Source organism: Winslowiella sp. 2C04 (genome assembly GCF_050037805.1).
GTDB classification, from domain to species: Bacteria; Pseudomonadota; Gammaproteobacteria; order Enterobacterales; family Enterobacteriaceae; genus Erwinia; species Erwinia toletana_A.
The window spans coordinates 4,677,005-4,699,976 of record NZ_CP188300.1; the positions used below are offsets into that span (position 1 = coordinate 4,677,005).

Annotated in this window: 22 protein-coding genes and 1 pseudogene; 11 read left to right on the top strand and 12 right to left on the bottom strand. The window is 50.3% G+C overall.

Annotated elements, in window-relative coordinates:
• Positions 1-11 precede the first annotated feature (11 nt).
• On the bottom strand, positions 12-1,703 hold the full coding sequence (eptB, locus tag ACP3TC_RS21260; RefSeq protein ID WP_313854819.1) for a kdo(2)-lipid A phosphoethanolamine 7''-transferase: 1,692 nt from the start codon (positions 1,701-1,703) through the stop codon (positions 12-14).
• A 273-nt stretch (positions 1,704-1,976) separates the two neighbouring features.
• Positions 1,977-2,405 (bottom strand): organic hydroperoxide resistance protein, encoded by a 429-nt coding sequence (locus ACP3TC_RS21265; RefSeq protein WP_313854817.1) that lies wholly within the window; start codon positions 2,403-2,405, stop codon positions 1,977-1,979.
• A gap of 256 nt (positions 2,406-2,661) precedes the next feature.
• On the opposite strand from ACP3TC_RS21265, the gene ACP3TC_RS21270 reads away from it, so the two are divergent.
• Positions 2,662-3,243 carry an HD domain-containing protein gene (locus tag ACP3TC_RS21270; protein ID WP_313854816.1) on the top strand — a complete coding sequence of 194 codons (582 nt, stop codon included), beginning with the start codon at positions 2,662-2,664 and terminating at the stop codon, positions 3,241-3,243.
• Positions 3,244-3,257: 14 nt separating this feature from the next.
• Here the strand turns inward: ACP3TC_RS21270 and ACP3TC_RS21275 are convergent, their stop codons facing one another.
• Positions 3,258-4,310, bottom strand: a complete 1,053-nt coding sequence (locus tag ACP3TC_RS21275) for a Fic family protein (RefSeq protein WP_426817212.1) — start codon at positions 4,308-4,310, stop codon at positions 3,258-3,260.
• A gap of 128 nt (positions 4,311-4,438) precedes the next feature.
• Entirely contained in the window at positions 4,439-4,735 is a 297-nt protein-coding gene (locus tag ACP3TC_RS21280) for an HTH-type transcriptional regulator (protein ID WP_313854815.1), read from the bottom strand.
• Between the two features lie 282 nt (positions 4,736-5,017).
• Between ACP3TC_RS21280 and ACP3TC_RS21285 the strand changes: the two genes are divergently transcribed.
• Positions 5,018-6,619, top strand: a complete 1,602-nt coding sequence (locus ACP3TC_RS21285) for a gamma-glutamyltransferase family protein (protein ID WP_313854814.1) — start codon at positions 5,018-5,020, stop codon at positions 6,617-6,619.
• Positions 6,620-6,666: 47 nt separating this feature from the next.
• Here ACP3TC_RS21285 and ACP3TC_RS21290 read toward each other — a convergent pair whose 3' ends face one another.
• Entirely contained in the window at positions 6,667-7,092 is a 426-nt protein-coding gene (locus ACP3TC_RS21290) for a putative T6SS immunity periplasmic lipoprotein (protein WP_426817213.1), read from the bottom strand.
• Positions 7,093-7,329: 237 nt separating this feature from the next.
• On the opposite strand from ACP3TC_RS21290, the pseudogene ACP3TC_RS21295 reads away from it, so the two are divergent.
• A pseudogene (locus ACP3TC_RS21295) lies at positions 7,330-7,797 on the top strand (gamma-glutamyltransferase); the annotation flags it as partial.
• A 34-nt stretch (positions 7,798-7,831) separates the two neighbouring features.
• Here the strand turns inward: ACP3TC_RS21295 and ACP3TC_RS21300 are convergent.
• Together ACP3TC_RS21300 and ACP3TC_RS21305 are read right to left on the bottom strand one after the other, a co-directional pair.
• Complete coding sequence (locus ACP3TC_RS21300) at positions 7,832-8,269, bottom strand: putative T6SS immunity periplasmic lipoprotein (protein ID WP_426817214.1); 438 nt, start codon at positions 8,267-8,269, stop codon at positions 7,832-7,834.
• Positions 8,266-8,814, bottom strand: coding sequence for a hypothetical protein (locus ACP3TC_RS21305; RefSeq protein WP_426817215.1), 549 nt, complete (start codon positions 8,812-8,814; stop codon positions 8,266-8,268). Before ACP3TC_RS21305 ends, ACP3TC_RS21300 begins: the two co-directional genes overlap by 4 nt.
• Before the next feature lie 273 nt (positions 8,815-9,087).
• Here ACP3TC_RS21305 and ACP3TC_RS21310 point away from each other — a divergent pair, with 273 nt between their 5' ends.
• The 5 genes from ACP3TC_RS21310 to ACP3TC_RS21330 all read left to right on the top strand — a co-directional run bounded on the left by ACP3TC_RS21310 (position 9,088) and on the right by ACP3TC_RS21330 (position 14,472).
• The gene (locus tag ACP3TC_RS21310) at positions 9,088-9,804 is read left to right on the top strand and encodes a DUF3053 domain-containing protein (protein ID WP_313854808.1); all 717 of its coding nucleotides are present in this window, start codon (positions 9,088-9,090) and stop codon (positions 9,802-9,804) included.
• A gap of 462 nt (positions 9,805-10,266) precedes the next feature.
• Entirely contained in the window at positions 10,267-12,198 is a 1,932-nt protein-coding gene (locus ACP3TC_RS21315) for a PTS mannitol transporter subunit IICBA (protein ID WP_313854807.1), read from the top strand.
• A gap of 100 nt (positions 12,199-12,298) precedes the next feature.
• On the top strand, positions 12,299-13,453 hold the full coding sequence (gene mtlD / locus ACP3TC_RS21320) for a mannitol-1-phosphate 5-dehydrogenase (protein WP_313854806.1): 1,155 nt from the start codon (positions 12,299-12,301) through the stop codon (positions 13,451-13,453).
• 45 nt (positions 13,454-13,498) lie between these two features.
• Entirely contained in the window at positions 13,499-14,044 is a 546-nt protein-coding gene (gene mtlR, locus ACP3TC_RS21325; RefSeq protein WP_313854805.1) for a mannitol operon repressor MtlR, read from the top strand.
• Positions 14,045-14,109: 65 nt separating this feature from the next.
• Positions 14,110-14,472: a YibL family ribosome-associated protein gene (locus ACP3TC_RS21330; RefSeq protein ID WP_313854804.1), complete on the top strand. Its 363-nt coding sequence runs from the start codon at positions 14,110-14,112 to the stop codon at positions 14,470-14,472.
• Between the two features lie 129 nt (positions 14,473-14,601).
• Here the strand turns inward: ACP3TC_RS21330 and ACP3TC_RS21335 are convergent, their stop codons facing one another.
• From ACP3TC_RS21335 to fdhD, 5 genes are all read right to left on the bottom strand, one after another.
• Entirely contained in the window at positions 14,602-15,675 is a 1,074-nt protein-coding gene (locus ACP3TC_RS21335; protein ID WP_426817216.1) for a sugar ABC transporter substrate-binding protein, read from the bottom strand.
• A 30-nt stretch (positions 15,676-15,705) separates the two neighbouring features.
• Complete coding sequence (locus ACP3TC_RS21340) at positions 15,706-16,704, bottom strand: ABC transporter permease (protein WP_426817217.1); 999 nt, start codon at positions 16,702-16,704, stop codon at positions 15,706-15,708.
• Complete coding sequence (locus ACP3TC_RS21345) at positions 16,701-18,206, bottom strand: sugar ABC transporter ATP-binding protein (protein WP_426817218.1); 1,506 nt, start codon at positions 18,204-18,206, stop codon at positions 16,701-16,703. The genes ACP3TC_RS21340 and ACP3TC_RS21345 overlap by 4 nt, the downstream gene beginning before the upstream one ends.
• Positions 18,207-18,509: 303 nt before the next feature.
• Positions 18,510-19,127 (bottom strand): superoxide dismutase [Mn], encoded by a 618-nt coding sequence (gene sodA / locus ACP3TC_RS21350; protein ID WP_052898057.1) that lies wholly within the window; start codon positions 19,125-19,127, stop codon positions 18,510-18,512.
• Positions 19,128-19,278: 151 nt separating this feature from the next.
• Entirely contained in the window at positions 19,279-20,079 is an 801-nt protein-coding gene (fdhD, locus tag ACP3TC_RS21355; RefSeq protein WP_426818312.1) for a formate dehydrogenase accessory sulfurtransferase FdhD, read from the bottom strand.
• Positions 20,080-20,992: 913 nt separating this feature from the next.
• Here fdhD and ACP3TC_RS21360 point away from each other — a divergent pair.
• The 3 genes from ACP3TC_RS21360 to ACP3TC_RS21370 all read left to right on the top strand — a co-directional run bounded on the left by ACP3TC_RS21360 (position 20,993) and on the right by ACP3TC_RS21370 (position 22,944).
• Complete coding sequence (locus tag ACP3TC_RS21360) at positions 20,993-21,184, top strand: DUF4762 family protein (protein ID WP_095922324.1); 192 nt, start codon at positions 20,993-20,995, stop codon at positions 21,182-21,184.
• Positions 21,185-21,322: 138 nt separating this feature from the next.
• A complete protein-coding gene (locus ACP3TC_RS21365; protein WP_313854790.1) occupies positions 21,323-21,997 on the top strand; it encodes a DsbA family protein in 675 nt (224 codons plus the stop codon).
• Positions 21,998-22,182: 185 nt separating this feature from the next.
• On the top strand, positions 22,183-22,944 hold the full coding sequence (locus ACP3TC_RS21370) for an ABC transporter (protein WP_426817219.1): 762 nt from the start codon (positions 22,183-22,185) through the stop codon (positions 22,942-22,944).
• Positions 22,945-22,972 lie beyond the last annotated feature (28 nt).

Genomic DNA, 22,972 nt, shown 5'->3' on the forward strand with positions numbered 1-22,972 from the left:
TAAAAGCAGGATCAGGGATTTTCCTGCCCACTCTTCGCCGGAGCCTGACACCAGTTATTTGCCGGGTTAATACCCCCATCCGGAGAGGTATAACCTAAGCAGCCCAGAATGGTATCGTACAATTCAACATGGCGATGGGTTTTCCCCAGACGCTGTTGCGCCTGCAGCCGCTCAAAGGCGCTCTTATTGTCTGCATCAGCCAGATATTTATCCGATGCCCAGATAATCATTGGCACCCGGAACTGCTCTGGTGGGGCCATTTCACGCGGCGTGCCGTGCAGATGCATATTCTCGTCGATGGATTCACCATGATCCGACGCATAGAAGACAATGGCCTTTTTATCGCGCAGCTGATCAAACACGCTGTGTAATACGGTATCGGTGTAGAGTACCGAGTTATCAAAGGCATTAATCAGCTGATCTTTGCTGCAGAAATCATCAACTCCCATACACTCCGGCTGATAGCGGGCAAACTCACGCGGATAGCGCTGAGAATAGAGGTAATGCGAACCTTTAGTATGCAGCACCACCAGGTGCTTACCGTTTGGATGACGGTCAACGGAGGCTTTCAGCTCCGGCACCAGCAGCATATCATCCACTGCTTTGCCCTGATTGCGCTTCTCTGAGCCAATTTGCTCACGGAAAGCGTAGTTATCCGCATCGGTATTGTTGTAAAACCAGACTTCGCTCTGCATCGCGAACAGCTCAGAACTGAAGCCCAGCGCTTTCAGCACCGCAAACACGTTCTGCTCTTTCAGCGTACGGCCGGGATTATCCATCGTCCCGCCTTCACGGACAAACATGCAGCGCAGCGAGAGTTTAGTCGCGGTATCACAGGATTCGCCACGGAACGCCACCAGGTTCTTCTCTTTAGAGAGATTTGGCGTGGTATCACGCTCGTAACCAAGAATTCCCATATGGTCCCAGCGCGTGGTTTCACCAATCACAAATACCACATAGGTATCATCAAGACCGGCAGGGGCCACATAAGTAAACTCCTGCGCCGGATCCAGTAAGTCCTGATCGTTCATTGACTCATCAGCACGGGTATATGCAAATAAACCCAGCGCGGCAAGCCAGTTGGACGGCAGATAAGAGTGCGCCACCACGCCGCCATAGCTTGGCAGATCGACATTGGTGATTTTCTCTTGTTTTGACTGTGCCTGATCAAAGTAGCGAATCGGCAGATAGACCAGTGCCAGCGAGATCACCATAACGATCAGGGGTCTGATCCGATGCCCGGGGGTTTTTAGCTGCTCAAGCAGCGTCAGGCTTAACTTGTTACGCCAAATCATCAGCAGCGGAAGTGCACTGACCACCACCATCCAGATGACAAACTGGAACCCTACCGCTTCTTTAGACAGATCAATATCGGTAGTCATTACCGACGCCACAATGCCGTAGCCAATCACCACGTTGAAAAACGCCATGTAGTAGCTGGCCGCTACGGAAATAAGCACCATTAAGCTGGCGACAATGCGATAAAAGATTTTCCCGCCGAGCGATAATATGCGCATCAGAAAGAAGGTCAGTAAAACAATAGCAACGACTTCAGCGGTGGCAGACAGCCAGCTTTTCAAAGAAGAGTGGGTCAGTAAAGGATCAAAACGTCGATAAAAGACGGGGAGATTCAGCAAGATACCAATATAGAGGGCAAGCAGAATGGATAACTTCTGTTGCGTTAACGATTTTATAAAATTCATTCGACCTTTTTTCCCGGCGTAACGAAGTAAACTCTAAACGCTAATCAGACCCTGTTGTCGCGCCAGAGTTCGGGAATAAGGGCAATTAGACGTTCTGAAATCATGATCAAGATGATTCTTAAGCGAAATGTCTGACGTTTTCGCTGAAATCGCCGCGTAGTTAAACATATTTAGCGCTATTGTTCAGGGAAAATTAAATTTGTAACGGGAAAGGCGCGTTTTGGACAAGTCGGCGGGATAAAACAGAGGCGGCAGGGTTGCCGCCCGGGAAGCTTAGTTAATGATATTCAGCGTCACATCAATATTGTTGCGCGTGGCATTAGAGTACGGGCAAACGATATGCGCGGCATCGACCAGCTTCTGAGCTTCAGCTTCGTCCATACCTGGCAGGTGAATATTCAGCTGCGCTTCAATACCAAAACCGGTTGGCAAAGGGCCAATACCCACTTCACCTTCGATAAACGCGTCTTTAGGCATCGCAATTTTGTCGCGTCCGGCAACAAACTTCATTGCACCCAGGAAGCATGCAGAGTAACCGGCAGCAAACAGCTGCTCAGGGTTTGTCGCCTCGCCACCGGCCCCGCCCATCTCTTTTGGCACGCCCAGTTTTACGTCCAGCACGCCGTCGGAAGAGGTTGCACGACCATCACGACCGCCGGTTGCTTTAGCTTTTGCACGATAGACGACTTTTTCTAATGACATAAACAGTATTCCTTATTGTCAGGGATTCGCCCTCAGGGGCATCTATATACACTATTAAATCGCGAGCGATTTATATTGAAAATCACTATAACTATCAACCATCAGCATAGCTGATTCCGGCCTGAGCAAGAGGGCCAATCAAGCAACAGTGGCGCGTCCGGCTCTTTTTTGACATTTTGTTGTAATGTCATGGAATAAAATATAGATAGTGCGCTATATAATTGCAAGCAACTTTTTTACTTGGGGAGACAATGGCATGCAAACTCTGGAAGAAAAGGCGCGGCGCTACGCCACAAAAGCGCATGCCGAGGCCGGACAACGGCGTAAATATACTGACGAACCGTATATTGTTCATCCGGCGGCGGTGGTGGAACTGGTACGCAGTGTGACGGACGACGAAGCGATGCTGACGGCGGCATGGTTACATGACACAGTTGAAGATACCGCCACCACGCTGAATGATATTGAAAGTCATTTTGGCGATGAGGTGGCTAAGCTGGTCGCAATGCTTACCGATGGCGAACAGCCACAGGCGAAAAACCGCGCGATGCGCAAAGCGGCGCATTTTCGCCACACGGCTGAAGCCAGCCCCGATGCGCAAACCATTAAACTGGCTGACATCATCGACAACACCCGCTCGATTATTCATTACGATGCCAGCTTCGCACGGATTTATCTGGTGGAAAAGCGGGTGCAGATTGATCTGCTTAAAGAGGGTAATCGCGAGTTGTGGCAGCAAGCCTCGGTGATTATTGAGCAAGGCATCAGGCAACTGAGCGAGCCGCCGTACAATATTCCGGCTGACTGGTTTACCCGACAGGCGGCGCGCTACGTTTAGTGGTGATGCGGCCGTCAATGTGGCAATTGATTTAACTGCCGTAATCCCGCTTCCGTCAGGCGATAACGCTGCAACCTACTTTGCGGTTTTTCCGGCAGTGTCATTTCAATCAAGCTGGCATTGAGCGCAGGTTGCAGATAGCGTTCTCGAAAAGACTTTCTGTCCTGTAGACCAAGTGCCAGCTGTAGTTGTTCCCGAGACACCTCCCCCGTTACAGCCTTTAATAGCATTCTGACTTGGGGGGTGACTTGAGGGGTGACTTGGGGGGTGACTTGGGGGGTGACTTGGGGGGTGACTTGGGGGGTGACTTGGGGAATCAGTGCCTGCTTAATCGCGCTTAATATCATTTGCAGCATAAATTCGACGAAAGGAGCAGAATCGCTACGGGCCGTACTTAAATTTATCGCCTGATAGTAATCTGCCTGATGATCGTGGACCAGGCTCTCAACCGGAATATTGGCAAACAGCGGATTCCACTGAGACATAATCAATGTTTGCCATAAACGCCCCATACGCCCATTGCCGTCGGCAAAGGGATGAATAAATTCAAATTCATAATGAAAAACACAGCTGGCAATCAAAGGCGGCAAAGACGTTTTTTTAAGCCAGTCCAGTAGCTGTTTCACTAACAGTGGTACACGACTGGCAGGTGGGGCCATATGTATCACCTTCGTTCCCTGCATCACTCCAACGCCTTCCTCACGGTAAGCTCCGGCAGTGGGTAGCAGCCCCTTCATTAACATATTGTGTGCGGCTTTAAGATGGGACTCTTGCCAGGATAACCAGTGAGATAATTCGCGATAGCAGGCAATAGCATTCTGCGCTTCCAGAATCTCTTCCGGTGGCGCAATCACTCTTTTACCTTCGAGAATCGCCGTAATTTGTGCTTCACTCAGCGTGTTTCCTTCAATGGCGAGTGAACCCTGAATAGTGCGAATACGGTTTATGCGCCTTAGTTTTAAAGCCTGGTCCTGTTGAAATTCCAGCCGAACGCAAGCGGCACCAATATCGGTAGCCAGCGAGACAATTAACGGGGTCAGTGTGACAGGCGGATTATAAGCGGTCATAAGGTCCGGCAAGAGAGAACATGATGCGCAAAGATTATCCTGAATAATGAAAAATACCCAAATCTAATCTGCCCGCATTATCACCGCAGAAATAATAAACCCGCCAGTGGGCGGGTTTTTACATCAACTCAGTCTAACAATTGTCGACCAAGGGTTGGATTCGAATGGAGCAACTGCATCAGCTTCTGCGCCGAACCTGAGGGTCTGGTGCGCTTCGCCTCCCAGCTTTTCACTGAAGAGATACTTACGCCCATTACCCGGGCAAATTCATCAACCTGCATACCGGTAATCTCTCGCAGTCGCTGCGGTTCCGGCATCACAACAGGTTGGGCCTGCAAAGCAGGGGCAACGTTAACCACTCCACGAGCCAACACAATTTGTTCAAGGCTACTCAACAATTCAAACATTGGATCTTTATTTTCCATCGAGAACTCCTTACAACTCGCAATGAAATGACATGACCAGAACAGAGAAAGAGTGCCAAAAAACTGTGGCGCTCAAGACTGGCAAGCAGCAGCTGAAAAAGACGTCAGGTCAGCACAGAAATTCACCAGAACGGTAAGTATTAGTTGAAGGAAAAAGTTTTGCGCCCCCTTTTTTGACTATATTTTAATCCTGCTTTATGAGGCTCTGGTCTCATTTAACAAAAGTCGTTGTAGCACCGAATGTTAGCGATTTGTGCAGCGATTAATCCTTAAGGAACAGTGATGAGTGGAGAGAGTGATTTTAACGTCGGATATCCCTCGTGGCGTGCGCCAATGATGGGACATAACGCAGTGGCCACCTCGCAGCCACTGGCCGCACAAGCGGGGCTGCGTATGCTGCAACAGGGCGGAAACGCGGTCGATGCGGCAATTGCTACCGCCATTGCGTTGACCGTGGTTGAACCGACCGGCAACGGTATTGGCAGCGATGCCTTTGCCATTGTCTGGGATGGTAAGCAATTACATGCACTGAACGCCTCTGGCCGCTCCCCTGCTGCCTGGAAACACGAGGATTTCGCCCATTTAGCAGCAATGCCAGAGACGGGCTGGGATGCGGTCACCGTACCAGGCGCAGTTTCTGCGTGGGTTGAACTGGCAGAGCGGTTTGCTACTTTGCCACTGACCACCCTCGCCCAGCCGGCAATCGACTACGCGCGCCACGGCTTTCCGGTCTCGCCGCTGATCGCTGAACTGTGGCAGCGCGGCTATCACAAGCTGGGCGATCAGCCTGGCTTTAGCGACTGTTTCGCTCCACTGGGGCGTGCGCCGCGTGCTGGCGAGCTATTCCGCAACCCTGACCAGGCCGACACGCTGGAAAAAATCGCCGCGACTAACGGCGAGGCTTTCTATCGTGGCGAACTGGCGGAAAAGATCGCTGCTTTTGCCCGCGAGCATCACGCTGCACTGAGCCTCGACGATCTGAAAAACCATCAGGCTGATTGGGTAGAGCTGCTGTCACGTCCGTTTGCTGACGGTTCAGTTTATGAGCTGCCACCTAACGGTCAGGGCATCGCGACGCTGATTGCACTCGGCATTCTTGAGCACTGGGATATTGGCCGCTATCAACCTGATTCCGCTGAATGGCTGCACCTGTCGATTGAGGCGATGAAACTGGCGCTGGTCGATCTGGAGCGCTATATCGCTGATGAAGATCATATGGTATTTCCAGCCGGGCATTTGCTGAGTGATGAATATTTGAAAACCCGTGCGGCGCTGATTGATGCAAAAAAAGCGGGTGATTTTACCTTCGGTGCGCCAACACAAAGCGGCACCGTCTATCTCACCACTGCCGATGCCGACGGCATGATGGTGTCATTTATTCAGTCGAACTACATGGGGTTTGGCTCCGGCGTGGTGGTACCCGGAACCGGTATCAGCCTGCAAAATCGCGGTGCAGGCTTTGTGCTGGATAAGCAGCATCCCAACGTGGTGGCGGGCAACAAGCGCGCATTTACCACCATTATTCCGGCCTTTGCGCTGGGCGGTGACGGGCAGCCATTAATGTCTTTTGGCGTAATGGGCGGGCCAATGCAGGCACAGGGTCATCTGCAACTGGTGCTGCGCATTATGCTTCATAAGCAAAATCCGCAGGCCGCGATTGATGCACCGCGCTGGCGAGTGGTGTCAGGCCGTGAAGTGATTGTTGAGCCATCAATCGATCGCAATACGCTGGCAACTTTACGCGCGATGGGCCACAAGATCGTGCTGGAAGATCCGCTGCAAAGTTATAATTTTGGTGGTGCGCAGGCGATCGTGCGCGATCCACAAGGATTCTATATTGCCGCGACGGAAAGTCGTAAGGATGGACAGGCAGTGGTGTTTTAGATCTGTTAAGGGGGTAAGTGCTGGCCCCCTAAAATTTTTACTCGCCGTTAATCGCTTAGTTTTAGTTGCTGTGTGTGGGGGTCGCGAATCAGGGAAAATTTAACACGATAATATCTTTTATCTATCCCATCATCGAACCATACTCCGGTTGAAAGAGCATATTTTCCCGCCTGCCAGTTATCAAATTCCACTAGCAGACATTCATTGATCTTTACAGGCAGGCTGACATTATCAGGTTTGCCTTGGGTTGCCCAAACTAATTCATATTTTCCATTAACTACTTTTTGCAACATAAAGCCATTATGCATTAGATTATGTTGCCTTATCGCACGGTCACCAGGGATTGTGAAACAGGGAAAAGCATTTATAAGTTTTACTGTTATTGGATAAGACCATGGCCGTTGGAAGTAAAAACACCCACTTAATAGTAAGATCACTATTAATGATTGGAGTGTTCTAAAAATAAGTTTCATCTTATGCACCTGCTGTCTTTAGGATTTTCAAGAAAGTACAGCAATGTACTTTGATAAAGCTGCTGTATGTACGTGGTCGCGACTGGCCTTTTTCTGAAGTCATAATACTCATTCCTTGAGTTATTTGATATTACGCTACCAGATTATAAATAAAGCTGATAAAGAAAAATAAAGTATTCCTCTTTAATCAGAGCATCCTCACAGATTCTTATTAGCCTTAAATTTTATGCGTTCTGGATACCCGGAACCGGTATCAGCCTGCAAAATCGCGGTGCAGGCTTTGTGCTGGATAAGCAGCATCCCAACGTGGTGGCGGGCAACAAGCGCGCATTTACCACCATTATTCCGGCCTTTGCGCTGGGCGGTGACGGGCAGCCATTAATGTCTTTTGGCGTAATGGGCGGGCCAATGCAGGCACAGGGTCATCTGCAACTGGTGCTGCGCATTATGCTTCATAAGCAAAATCCGCAGGCCGCGATTGATGCACCGCGCTGGCGAGTGGTGTCAAGCCGTGAAGTGATTGTTGAGCCATCAATCGATCGCAATACGCTGGCAACTTTACGCGCGATGGGCCACAAGATCGTGCTGGAAGATCCGCTGCAAAGTTATAATTTTGGTGGTGCGCAGGCGATCGTGCGCGATCCACAAGGATTCTATATTGCCGCGACGGAAAGTCGTAAGGATGGACAGGCAGTGGTGTTTTAGATCTGTTAAGGGGGTGAGTGCTGGCCCCCGCAGATTATTTTATCCGCCGCTGATCGCTTAGTTTCAGTTGCTGTGTTTGAGGGTCGCGAATCAAGGAAAATTCAGCATAATAAAGCCGCTGATCTGTTTCACTATCAAACCAAATACCGGTATCAATTGTATATTGCCCTTCCTGCCAGTCATCAAAATCGTTGACTAAGCACTTTCCAGGAATAACAGAAACGTGGTTCTTCCTGCCCATTATCTGTGCCGTCCATATCGTTTGGTAACTTCCATCAACCCATTTAGATATCATCAACCCATTGTTTGACATGTGATGATTACGTGTTTTAACGTCTGCAGGTATCAGAAAGCAAGGAGCATTATTAACTATTTCAACCTCCATCAACCAGGACATTTGACGATGAAAAAGGCAAGAACTTAATAATACTGTTGCTAACACCATAAATAAAGTTCGGATATAGTATTTCATCGTATACTTCGAACCTCTTTAGCATCTTCAAGAAAGTAGACCAGAGTACTTTCATAAAGCTGCATCAAATTAGGCCCAATAATTCCAATAAAATTTTTACGCTGTTCAAAACCATTCAAACCGAATTGCATAATATAGTAATAGTCAGCAATAATCGAGGCTTGTTGCTCCAGACTATAATCACGCAGAGTTTTATAGTGTGGTAAACTATACTTATATGAGACTATTGCGCTAACCAATCCACGCATTCTGACATTCATACCCATTTGATATTGCCAGACATGAGCCATTTCATGGATAAAAAGATGTTTTCCACGAGGATCCTCGTGAAAGAAGTCATCTCTATAAAGCTCTGTCATAAAGTAAATACTACCGTTCGGAGCCATTGCCACCTGTTCACTTTGCAGATCAAACGGAAAGTAACTGCCATGATGAATTTCTACCCGACTGTAATCAATCCCATGACGAAATACTGATCGAGCTAATGATATTTCACCTGTAGTAAGTGGTCGCGACTGGCCTTTTTCTAATGTCACAATACTCATTCCTTGAGTTATTTGATATTACGCTACCAGATTATAAATAAAGCTGATAAAGAAAATAAATTATTCCTCTTTAATCAGAGCATCCTCACAGATTCTTATTAGCCTTAAATTTTATGCGTTCTGATTTATTTTTTTGCGGAAAACCGCATTCTGCCGCAGTAGAAAGCCCATTGTAAGGGTATTCAGCGCAGGCACATTAGACTATCCTTGAGGCTCGAAATGTTGCTAAGCGTTATCAGGTAGTTAACCCTTTTCAAAGACAGGAGTTTATTTATGGCGGCAGGAATCTCCCGTGTCTGGGCCCGCGTATGGGTGCCACTGGCGGCACTGTTTATCGTCTTTCAACTGACCGGCTGCGGTGATAAAGAGCCGGATCAACGTAAAGCCTTTATCGATTTTCTACAAAACACCGTGATGCGTAGCGGCGAACATCTGCCCGCGTTAAGCGAAGATCAGAAACAGAAAATGGGTAACTACGCCAGTGATTACGCCATTATTTATGGCTTCTCGCAGCAGGTGAATAAAGCGGTTGATAACGGGTTGAAACCAGTGGTGGATGAGCTGCTGACGATTCGCGTACCGCAGGATTACCTGACGCGCCGCAATAGCTTACGACAGGCCAGTGGCTCGCTTAATGTGCTGGCGCAACAGATCCAGAGTGCAAAAAGCCAGGCAGACAGCAGTAAAGCCACGCTGAAACAGCCAGAAGATTTAAAAGCGGTCTATGACAGCGTCTTTACTAAAGTGGTCACTCAGCCGGCTAATTCACTGATTCCTTTATTACCTGCACTGCAGTCGCTGAGCCAGGACGTGTTACAGGCTGGCGATTTCCTGCAGCAACAGGGCACCAGCGTCACCTTTAATAATAATGGCGTGCAGTTTGCCACCCGTGAGCAGGCCGCGCAGTACAATACCATTATGAGTAATTTGTCGTCGAAAACACCGGCGCTGGAGCAGGCGAAAAGTGCCGTTCAGGGTGGTTTTCAGTAAGCGGTAAATTCTGATTATGCGGCAGTTCTTTTCTTATAAAGGAAAAGGATTGCCGTAACTTTCTTACATTATTCTCGCTGGCAAATTTATCAGCAGGGTATTCTGTGATGGTACGCATTTCAGGCTAAAAATAAATTGTGATGTCAGTCACAATTTAGTCACAAACCCTCAGCAACTTTTCGTGATTCAAGTCACATTTATCCACTATCTCAGTCTAATTATTCATCAGCGTCCTTTTTTTACAGCTTATTTATGTGATCTGTATCACTAAAAATACCTCTTAACCCCCTCACTTAGCGTGATGAATATCACATTTTTTCCCCTGACTACGCAGCGTCATATTGGCGTGTTAGAGTCCGCCTGCATACAGTAATGGTGTCGTCGGCTCCCCGCCGGAATGTCTCATACAAAAATCAACGCGCTCTCTTATTTATCAGCGCGTAACAATAAGGGGTGTGTTTTATGTCCTCATCAGATATTAAGATCAAAGTTCAGAGCTTTGGTCGCTTTCTGAGCAATATGGTGATGCCGAATATCGGGGCGTTTATCGCCTGGGGTATCATCACTGCGCTGTTTATTCCGACCGGCTGGTTGCCAAACGAAACCCTGGCCAAGCTGGTTGCTCCAATGATTACTTATCTGCTGCCGCTGCTGATCGGTTATACCGGTGGGCGTCTGGTTGGTGGAGACCGCGGTGGCGTGGTCGGTGCGATCACTACCATGGGTGTGATTGTCGGTGCCGATATGCCAATGTTCCTCGGCGCGATGATTGCCGGCCCGCTGGGCGGCTGGGTCATCAAAACTTTTGACCGCGTGGTTGACGGCAAAATCAAAAGTGGCTTTGAAATGCTGGTTAACAACTTCTCTGCCGGTATTATCGGTATGTTGTTGGCAATTCTGGCGTTTCTGGCAATCGGTCCACTGGTTCAGGGCTTGTCACATATCCTCGCCGCAGGTGTAAACCTGATGGTGCAGAACAATCTGCTGCCACTGACTTCCATCTTTGTTGAGCCAGCGAAAATCCTGTTCCTCAACAATGCAATTAACCACGGTATCTTCTCGCCACTGGGTATTCAGCAGGCCAGCGAAGCGGGTAAATCGATTTTCTTCCTGATCGAAGCTAACCCAGGCCCAGGTTTGGGCGTACTGATGGCGTATATGTTCTTTGGTCGCGGTAATGCCAAACAGTCTGCGGGCGGTGCGGCTATCATTCACTTCTTCGGCGGTATTCACGAGATTTACTTCCCGTATGTGCTGATGAATCCGCGTCTGATCATCGCCGTAATCCTCGGTGGTATGACCGGCGTATTTACCCTGACCGTGCTGAACGGCGGTCTGGTTTCCCCGGCTTCACCAGGCTCTATCCTGGCTATCCTCGCAATGACGCCAAAAGGTGCCTACTTCGCCAACATCGCGGCGATTGCAGCAGCCTTTGCCGTCTCTTTCGTGGTTTCCGCGATTCTGCTGAAAACCAGCAAAATCAAAGAAGATGACGACATCGAAGCGGCTGCACGCCGCGTGCAGGATATGAAAGCGCAGTCTAAAGGCCAGAGCGGAGCCGCGGTTACCGCAGCGGATGGTCTGAACAGCGACCTGAGCCACGTGCGTAAAATCATCGTTGCCTGCGACGCCGGTATGGGTTCCAGCGCCATGGGTGCCGGTGTACTGCGTAAGAAAGTCAGCGATGCGGGTCTGAGCAATATTTCAGTGTCCAACAGCGCCATTAATAGCCTGCCGGGCGATGTCGATCTGGTGATTACTCACCGCGACCTGACCGAGCGAGCGATGCGCCAGGCGCCTCATGCGCAGCATATTTCTCTGACTAACTTCCTCGACAGCGGTCTGTATAATGATTTGACCACGCGTCTGGTCGATGCCAACCGTTCCGCTGACCATCGTGAAAAAGTGATGAGCACGCTGAATGACAGCTTCGACGAAGGTCAGGATCATCTGTTCAAACTGAGCGAAGGTAATATTTTCCTCGGTCTGCAGGCGACAGAAAAAGAGCAGGCAATTCGCTTTGCCGGTGAGCAGTTGGTAAAAGGCGGTTATGTTGAGCCGGAATATGTACAGGCGATGCTGGACCGTGAGAAATTAACCCCAACTTATCTTGGTGAGTCGATTGCGGTGCCGCACGGTACTGTTGAAGCGAAAGATCGCGTGCTGAAAACCGGCGTGGTGTTCTGTCAGTATCCACAAGGCGTGCGTTTCGGCGAAGAAGAGGACGATATTGCGCGTCTGGTTATCGGTATCGCCGCGCGTAATAATGAACACATTCAGGTGATTACCAGTCTGACCAACGCGCTGGACGATGAAAGCGTGATTGAGAAGCTGGCTGCCACCACCAGCGTTCAGGAAGTTCTGGATCTGCTGTCAGGTAAAAAATCGGCCTGATTAGTCGCTCAGGCAACACTTTCCCAGGGGCTGCGCATGCCCAGCCCCTTCATTCGGGGCAGGCATGCCTGGCCCTTTGATCGTTTAAATGGGTAATCATATGAAAGCTCTACATTTTGGCGCAGGTAACATTGGCCGTGGTTTTATTGGTAAATTGCTGGCAGACGCCGGTATCGAACTGGTTTTTGCGGATGTGAATCAGGCAGTATTGGATGCGCTGAATGCGCGTCACGAATATCCAGTCCATGTGGTGGGTGAGAATGCCCAGACTGAGATAGTCAAAGGCGTCAGCGCGGTTAACAGCACCAGTGATGACATTATCGCGCTGATTGCTGAGGTTGATATCGTTACCACGGCGGTTGGCCCGCAGATTCTTGAGCGCATCGCAGGTAGCGTCGCGCAGGGACTGGCCAAACGCAGTGATAGCGGTAATGTCCGTCCGTTAAATATTATTGCCTGTGAGAATATGGTGCGCGGCACCAGCCAGCTAAAACAGCATGTACTGAAAGCGCTGCCGCAGCAGTATCACGCCTGGACAGAACAGCATGTCGGCTTTGTCGACTCTGCCGTTGACCGCATTGTTCCGCCATCCGAAGCGGGCAGCAGCGATGTGTTGGAAGTCACAGTTGAAACCTTCAGCGAATGGATTGTTGATAAGACCCAGTTTAAAGGTGAGTTGCCGAACATTCCGGGTATGGAACTGACTGACAATCTGATGGCATTTGTTGAACGTAAACTGTTTACCCTCAATACCGGCCATGCCATCACCGCCTATCTCGGTCAGCTGGCGGGGCATCAGACCATTCGTGATGCCATTCTTGATGAGAAGGTGCGTCAGGTGGTGAAAGGCGCGATGCAGGAGAGCGGTGAAGTTCTGATTAAACGTTATGATTTCGATGCAGCTAAACATGCCGCCTATATCGAGAAAATCCTTGGTCGCTTTGAAAACCCGTATCTGAAAGATGATGTGGAGCGCGTTGGCCGCCAGCCGCTGCGTAAACTGAGCGCTGGCGATCGCCTGATTAAACCGACTCTCGGCACGCTGGAATATCAGCTGCCCCATAGCAATCTGGTTACCGGTATTGCTGCCGCGATGCATTACCGCAGCGAACAGGATCCGCAGGCGCAGGAACTGGTGGCGCTGCTGGATAAGCTGGGGCCACAAGCAACGCTGGCACAGGTATCCGGGCTGGATGCTGATAGCGAGGTTGTTGCCGCAGTGGTGCGGGCTTATAACGCCATCTCCGCAAAATAATTGGAAGGGCAACAAGGGCACAGCACAGCTGTGCCCTCAGGCGCAATGACAGATATGCAGGCGATAATGGAAGAGAAGCGGGCTTTTGAAAATCGGGTGCTTGAGCGCCTGAATGCCGGTCGTTCGGTGAGAAGCTTTCTGATCGCTGCGGTAGAACTGTTGGCAGAAGCGGTCAACATGCTGGTTATTCAGGTGTTTCGTAAAGACGATTATGCGGTGAAATACGCCGTAGAGCCGCTGTTATTAGGTGATGGCCCGCTGGGCGATCTGTCGGTACGCCTGAAGCTGATTTACGGCCTTGGGGTGATTAACCGCAGCGAATACGAAGATTGCGAACTGTTGATGGCATTGCGTGAAGAGCTGAACGACGATAGCACTGAATATCGCTTTAACGACGATGAAATCCTTGGTCCTTTTGGCGAACTGCACTGCGTCACTGCTTTACCCCCCCAGCCACACTTTATCAGCGAAGATGACGAACTGCGCGCCATGCAACGTCAGCGCTATCTGCAAGTGGTACGCTCCACAATGGTTCTCTCCCTGACCGAACTGATTTCCCGCATCAGTATGAAACAAGCCTTTAAAAAGTAACGCCGCGAGCCGATGAATTTTGGTGTATCCTTTGCCGCATAGCGTCAATTTATCAGGTAACAATCATGAAAGAGCAGGAAAAAGCAGAAATTAAACGTCTGAGCGATCAGCTTGATGCCCTGAATCACAAAGAGCCAGCGCTGCTGGAATCAGGTGATGCAGAGAAACTCGGCGAACTGCTGAAAGAGAAAGATAAGCTGTTGGCAGAGATCGAACGTCTGAAAGGTGTGCGTGAGCAGAAGCTCAGCCTTGAAGCACAGAAACTGCAGCAGTTACCGTTCAGCCGTCCGATCACCAAGAAAGAGCAGGCTGATATGGGTGGCCTGAAGAAAGCGGTACGCGGCATTGTGGTGGTTCACCCGATGACCGCACTGGGCCGGGAAATGGGCTTGAAAGAGATGACCGGTTTCGCCAAGAAAGCGTTTTAATCAAAACGGTCGTAAACATTTTTCAGCCGAAAAATAAATTTAAGTTCTGGAATAACTTGTCCTGATCCAGAAGCGTAAAGAAGTAGCAGAATGAATCAGGGTCGCATTAATGCGACCCTTTTTTTTTGCTTATTTCTTAGCGTACTTTGCTTCCAGGGTGGCAAACCACGGGGCGATAAAGTCATCCGTCTGGCCCCAGCCCGGAATGATGTTACTTAAGGTCGCGACGTTGACCGCACCCTGCTGGCTGTTCAGCAATGATTGTGGGATTGCGGCAGCTTTAAACTCATAGGTTGCAGGCGTGTCTTCACCAGCAATCTTGTTAGCAATCAGACGCATATTAACGGCGCCAATCAGTTTAGTGTCCACCGCCACGCTGCTGACCCATGGGCTTTTCGGCTGACGCATCAGCTGCAAATCCTGGTTGGAGATATCAATACTGTACAGTTTGATCTCAGTACGACCATTCTCCTGCAGCGCTTTATAAGCACCCTGACTGAAAGCGTCCCAGGTTCCCCAGATGGCGTCAATTTTACCTTTCGGATACTTCGCCAGAATTGCGCCAACTTTGTTCGCCGTATCACCCTGCACGTCCGAAGAGACCGCACCAATCGACTCCAGCTGTTTAATCTCCGGCCAGGTTTTCTGCAATTTTTCAAATTCGGCCTGGCGGCGTTCCATTGCCGGGAAGCCCGCAACCCACAGTTTGACGATATTCGCTTTACCGTTGAAATCCTTCGCCAGCTGGCTAATCGAGAGGTTCGCCAGCGAGGCATCATCCTGCTGAGAAACCGTCACGCCTGGCACTTCACTGTTTACCGGCGTGTCGAAAACCGCCACCTTGATTCCGGCATCGGCAATGCGCTTCACCAGCGCGGTTGAATACGGATCGCGACCATGGGAGAGAATAATGCCGTCGTATTTCTGGCTAATCGCCTGATTGACGAAATCCTGGAAGCGCGCATCGTCGCCGTTACTGAGAAAAGTGCTGACCTTAAAGCCCAGCTTCTTCCCTTGCTGGATTGCTCCGGCAACAAACTGCGTGGTGTTATCGTCCGAACCGAGGTTACGGATCACCGCCACGCGCACCGGGCCATCATGATTAGCGATCGCCGCCGGAACCGGTGCCAGGGTTTGTGCGGCAAAAGCAGGAACCGCCGTCAGCAAGCTCAGAGCCAGCAGTGATATGGTAAATTTTTTCATTTTAGTCCCTGTCCTGAAGTGAACAGCGCGTTAGCGGCGCTGGATATAAGTGATCGCCAGCGCAACCGCCAGCACTAACCCTTTAATAATGTCCATCGCGTAATAAGGCACGGAAAGCATCACCAACCCATTTTGCAGCACACCGAGAATCACCGCGCCCAGAAGGGTTCCCAGCGCATTCGGCTTGCCGGAGCCAGCCAGCGACAGGCCAATCCACGCCGCCGCCACCGCATCCATCAGATAGCCACCACCGGCGTTCACCTGAGAGGAGCCGATACGTGATGCCAGCAGAATGCCACCGAGGCCCGCCAACAGTGAAGCAATCACATACGCCGCGACACGGTAGCGGGTGGTACGAATCCCGGAAAGACGCGCCGCTTCAGGATTTCCACCAATGGCATATATCCGCCGCCCATGTTTGGTCAGTGACAGCAGCAACTGAGCAACCACCGTCACCGCCAGCATAATGATGACGATGGTCGGCACTTGGCCGAGCAGCGAAAACCCGGCAGGAATCGTGCCTTCCGCCATATCACCGCCTGGCAGCACCATATTTTCGGTAATCGAGCCGCCAAAACTGTAGGTCATCGCCACGCCCTGCACCACAAACAGACTGGCCAGCGTTGCCAGCATGTCGGGAATTTTCAGCACCACAATCATAAAGGCGTTAAACAGACCGACCAGCGTGCAGAGCAGCAGCGTCACAACAATCGCCTGCGTCGAGCCAAAGCCGTACCAGACGAACAGCGAGATCACCAGTGAGTTAGCCAGTGACGCCGTGGAACCTACCGACAGATCGAAACCGCCGATGGTCAGCGACACCGACACGCCGATGGCAATCACCGTCACGATGGCGATGGAGCGTAAAATATTGATGATGTTATTGGGATCGAGGAAGCTGTCCGATGCCATGCCGAAGCCGGTAATCAGCGCAACGACCGTCAGTAACATTCCCCACTTGTAGAGAAATTCAAAAAACTGGTGACGCCATAATGGCGACCCCTTCAGGGAAATGTCTTTGCTGCTCACGCAGGCGTTCCTCCGGTGGAATAAAGTAAAAGCGTCTCTTCGTCGACGTTACGCGCATCCATTTCGGCGACTATCCGGCCATCCCATAGCACGCATATGCGATCGCACAGGCCAACCAGCTCGGCAAATTCTCCGGAAGCATAAATGACCCCCTTCCCTTCGCGCGCCAGCCTGTCGATCAGCACAAATAAATCAGTTTTTGCTTTAACATCAACGCCTTTTGTTGGCTCATCAAAAATCAGCACGTCGGCGTTATTACGCAACCATTTGCCGATCGCCACTTTTTGCTGATTACCGCCGGACAAACGGCGCAGCGTCTGCTGCGGCCCGGTAGTACGAATACCAAGCCGGGTAATGATGTTCTCAGCCCAGCGGCGCGCCGACCCATGGGAAAAGAAGCTGAAACGGGAGAAACTGTTATCCGCACTGACGCTGAGGTTCATGCTGATCGGCTCATCAATAAAAATGCCCTCTTTGCGCCGCTCTTCCGGCACCAGCGCCAGCCCTTTTTCAACCGAGGCATGCGGTGAAGAGGGTTTCCACGCCTTACCGTGCAGTTCACCGCGGCGCACCCGACTGCGGCTGGCGCCAAACAGCGCTTTGCACAGCTCAGTTTTGCCCGCGCCGGCCAGGCCGGCAATGCCGAGGATTTCGCCTTTGCGCAAAGACAGCGAGATATCCTGCAGCAGCTTATCATCGTGCAGGCCTTCAATACTCAGCAGGGTTTCCCCCTGAAGATCGGCACGGCGCGGCGGATAGATATCATCCAGCTGGTGGCCGAGCATTTTTTCAACGATCTGTTCGCCACTCAGATTTTGCATCGATCCGGTTTCAATCAGACGGCCATCGCGCAGTACCGTGAGCTGGTCACAAATTGCTTTCAGCTCATGAATACGGTGGGAAATAAACACCACGCCAATCCCGTTGCGCTGCAAGCGGCGCACCACGCTAAACAACTGCTCGCTTTCATGCTGATCGAGCGGCGCAGTCGGTTCATCGAGGATCAGAAAGCGGCAGTGGTGAGATAACGCCCGCGCCAGCAAGATTTGCTGTTTTTCTGCCAGTGAACACTGGTCGATACGACGACTGACATCAATCTGCACCTCCAGCTGCGCCAGCAGTTCGCGGGCCTGTCGGCGAATCTGACCCCAGCGATACAGCTGCCCGCCTTCCGCCAGCCGGTCCAGCATGATGTTTTCCGCCACGCTGAGCGTCGGCACCAGCGCCACATCCACTTCCTGCTGCACCAGATGAATACCCAGCTGTTTCGCATCGCGCGGCGAGTTGATGGCTACCGGTTGGCCATCCAGCAAAATATCGCCGTGATAATGGTTGTATGCCCCCGACAGCACCGCCATCAGCGTCGATTTTCCCGCACCATTAGCACCCGTCAGCGCATGGATCGATCCCCCTTGCAGGGTGAAATCCACTGCGGTCAGCGCTGCGAAACCGCCAAAAGCGATGGAAATGTTGTGCATTTCAAGGCGATTTAACAGGGTCATCAGGATTTCTGCTCTCGGATTTTAGCGCCAGGTTGGTCGCATTCTTATCGGAATGATTGCCCACGACAACCATCGAAAGCGCATAAGCTAACACAAAAAGTTATTAGCCATCCAGACATCCAGACATAACAGAGAGTTAGCGAAGAGAAAGAGAGAATTAGCAGAGTGAAACAGATAACAATTCGGATTAAACCAACAGGATATGCTGGCGTCCGCTTTCGGCAGGCTGAACGACAGGCAATAAAAAACCGACGAAGCCAGCTCCGTCGGTTGGTCGTCACGCGTTAGCGTGAGGAGAAGATCTTATTTAGCTGAAGCGAAACGCGCTGCGGCTTCGTCCCAGTTAACCACTTCCCAGAATGCTTTGATGTAGTCAGGACGCTTGTTCTGATATTTCAGGTAGTAAGCGTGTTCCCACACGTCCAGGCCAACAATCGGGAAGCCGGAAACGCCAGAAATGGCTTCACCCATCAGTGGGCTATCCTGGTTAGCCGTTGAAACAACTGCCAGTTTGTCGCCCTTCTTAACCAGCCACGCCCAGCCAGAACCGAAGCGGGTAGCAGCAGCTTTCTCGAATTCTGCTTTGAAGGCATCAACGCTACCGAAATCTTTTTCGATTGCCGCTTTCAGGTCACCCTGCAGAGTGGTGCCGGTTTTCAGGCCTTTCCAGAAGAAGCTGTGGTTTGAGTGACCACCTGCGTTGTTACGCAGCACGGTTTTCTTGTCAGCCGGAACCTGATCCAGTTTGGTGATCAGTTCATCGACTGGCAAGTCAGCGAATTCGGTACCTTCCAGCGCAGCGTTAGCGTTGTTAACGTAGGTCTGGTGGTGTTTGGTGTGATGGATTTCCATCGTCTGCTTGTCGAAATGCGGTTCCAGTGCGTCGTATGCGTAAGGCAGGGATGGCAGTGAATAGCTCATGTTCATCATCTCCATTAATGTTGGGCGGCACTCATTATTTGGTTTAGCACCGCGTAAGCAGTCGGATCATTATAGTTAAATAAATGATCTTGAAAATGGTTATCAATGCCCCGCCTTTAGTATGGTTATTTTTTATCCGCTTTAGCGTAGGCTAAATCAGTCGCTGCGGGTGGGTATACACCGTTGCGCGCCCGGGTTTACTGAAGCCGATTAACGTCAGATTACTGCGCTGCGCCACTTCAACCGCCAGCCGGGTGGCCGCGGAAACCGCAAACAGAATTTCGACGCCGCACATCGCTGATTTCTGCACCATTTCATAACTGGCGCGGCTGGAAACTAACGCTGCTCCCTGTGTCCACTGTTGCTGGCTGCGATAACCGAGCAGCTTATCCAGCGCCACATGACGCCCGACATCTTCATAGCCGCCCATCAGCTGACCATCAGGCGTAATCCACGCGGCGGCATGGGTACAGCCGGTATATTCGCCAAGCGGCTGGAATTGACGCAGTTGGCGTAATGCCAGGTCAAGATGCTGCAAATCAAAAGTCTGGGTAAAAGGCAGCGGTTGAATTGGCTTGCCGATCTCAGCCAGTTGCTCAACGCCACATACGCCGCAGCCGGTGCGTCCGGCCATTGCTCGACGCTGGGCCTTCAGCGCCATAAAACGGCGGCTTGAAAGCTCGACCTGTACTTCGATTCCGTTACAGGAGTCGACCACATCGATGCCATAGATATCCTGCGGCGCAGCGATAATCCCTTCTGACAATGAAAAACCAATGGCAAAGGCTTCAAGATCTTTTGGCGAGGCCATCATCACCACATGCGAAATGCCGTTGTAGACCAGTGCAACCGGTACTTCATCGGCCAGCCAGTCTGGCTGCGCATGCTGCAAATCCTCTTTTTTCCATACCTGAACCGAGCTTATTCCGGCAAGCTGCTGCGGATTAATCACTGAATCCGGTGTTGTACCTTTCACGTTAACGCTACCTGTTGGTCTTTATCTGCAGCGATTTTGAACCGTTCGGCGTGCCGGCGCAAAAAATTCGTCAGCATCGGCAGTCCAAATCGGGTTATGAATAAATTTTGAGCAGAAGTGCACCTTCATGGCTGCTATCATCAGCCAATCGCTCTCAGCCCATTAGCGGTTTACCAACAGCGGATGGGCGTAAACCACAGAAAAAAGCCCCTGATGAGTATTCGCATAATCCCGCAACAGTCGCTGGAGGAAAGCGATCGGCACGTGGCGGAAAACATTCCTCCGCTGCTTTCCCCTGCTGAACAGACTGCCCAGAATTCGCTCGTGCAGATCAATAACTTCGTCTGTCAGGGTGGCTCTGGCTGCCGATACGACACAAACCAGCGAAGCATAACGGCGAACATCCGTCAATTTTGCAGGTCGCGGCTATTCATTTTCCTGCCTGTGTCCCCGCTAAAGCTTTGCATAACGTTTCCCTCAAATTATTTTTAAAAAATTTTGCCGTCTCAGGATCCGCTATTCTTGATATTTTCTGAGAAATGTCCTGCATCATAAATTAGACAGATCTGGCATTGGGCAAGTCTGAATTTGCCCGGTGCGTTTTATCTTGATTTTATATCAGAAAACTCCTGCAACCTGTGTAATAGAACGATTGATTTTGCTCGTTTCATGTCATTTCAGGTGTATTGCCCAATTAAAAAACCGCCGCTACAATGCGCCGGATCCGATAATGAAATCCTGAATGTTTTTCTTCAAGGGGATTATTTCGGAGTGCAGGGGACATGTTTTTATCATGTTTTCTCTGTGCGGAGAGTCACTGGAAGCAGGTCAGTGAACGATATCTGCAGACTATTGTTATATTAATTCTAACTAAATAAGGATATCACAGATGAAAAAGATCAACATGAATGAAGCAAGCGCAATTGTTGGCGGCACCACTACTTGCGTAAACAGCTTTGAATTAAACCTGGTGGGTGATGCAACTGTTTGTAACGCAGTGAAAACCTGTACTGATAAAAATGGCGTTGTGACTAAAACGTTCACCGCTGCAGCAATCATCAACTGCGGTAACGTAGGCTGAGAAACATCCGTTTCTTATTAAATCAGAATAAATAGTTGTACTGTTTTTCTGACAGGGCGTTGTATTTCATATACAACGCCCGCCTGATATTTCCCCTGTGAGCATCGCGTATTATTATTTCAGGATGAAAAGCCCCCCATGAAAAAAAGAATTCTGCCCATTCTGGCGTATACTGTTTTTGTCGCGGTTATTTCAGCGCTGATTACGACAGCCTGGATCCATTACCTTGTGCGCAACCAAGCCAGCGATGACGGACAACAGGTTCTGACGTCGTTGTCGGCGGATAAATTAGCCAAAAGTCCAATTACGGATGGTGAAGATATTATTGAAATCTTCTCATACGGTTGTCATTACTGTGCAATAAACGAAAAGAATGTTGAGGCGCTGGAAAAACGTATGCCAGCGGGTAAAAAACTGGTTCGCCTGCACTTAAGCCTGGATAATCAGGCCGGACTGGCGCGTTTTGCACCGGTATTTGCCACATTGCAGGTAATGGGTATTGAAGAAGCCCATCGTGAAAGCGCCTATGACGCGGTCATGAAAAATCACATCGATTTAGGTGATGCGGCAAAACGAGATGCGTGGCTGGCAGAAAATAAGATTGATGTCGATGAATACCATAAAGTCAGTCAGTCGGCAGAAGTCAAAGACCTGCTGGATTATATGACCCGCGTTTCGCAATATTACGACATTAATGCGACCCCGACCTTTATTGTGGCCAAAAAATGGGTAGCGATTCAGGACCGTGATTTTCCGTCATTCTCTGACAAATTACTCTCTATTTTAAAGAATGATCAAGCGCCGGAGAAATAATGAAATTCGTTGCCCTGTGGTGCGCGCTGTTTTGGAAAAACCTCACCGTCAGATGTCAGTGGTTTTTGTATAAACTTCGGCTTACTGGCTACAGGGCGCATTGTTTATTATTCCGGCATATGCATTATCGCGTTATTTTTGCCTTGTCCCACGTCAGCCGCTTTTTAGGGCTGACAGGCCGCGATGTGAAATTACGGGCGGCGGTCGCGCAGTCTAACCGTCAGTGTCTGATGAATGACAATAAGAAATTTGATTATATCTGGCTGACCCAGCGGCGACAGCTACTGATTCAGGCGGTGACCTACGGACAGAACCGCCGTGCATTACGTGAGCTGGCCGACTGCTCGGCCAGGCTCAATGCGGTGGTCGAGCCGCTGCAACGCGCCGGTCAGCCGGTGATCCTCGCGCCATTACACATGGTGTCCGACGTACTCACTACTATGGTCGGTGCTGCGGCGTTTCCGGGTAAAGCGACGGTCATCACCTCGCGCAGCGCGGATGCACATTCCGCAGCGGAACGGCAACTGGGTGGCGTCGATCTGACCTATTGTTCGATACATGCAGATAATAAAAACATTGCCGGGAATTTGATGACGTCGGTCATGGAGGCAGCCGATAACCAGCGGAATATTATTTTATTCCCGGATATCACGCCTGATTTCACGCAGTTCGCCAGTAAAGACAAAGCTGAAAAATTATCCTGCCGGATGTTTGGCCGTCCTGCCAGTTTACACAGCGGTATTATCCGGCTGGCACGAATGATGTCTGCGAAGGTGATTTTTTATCATCTTTATTACGACAAGGGGTTGAATATCGTTATTCATGACCCGGTCAGTGCAAAAGAATTAAAAGAAAAAATGCCGCGCATTATTGAACAAAGTATTCGTGAACACTCAACCGACTGGATGCTGTGGCATTCACATTCGTTATTTTTTATTAATGAATGAAAACCAATCCGCAACAGCGCAGCGATAT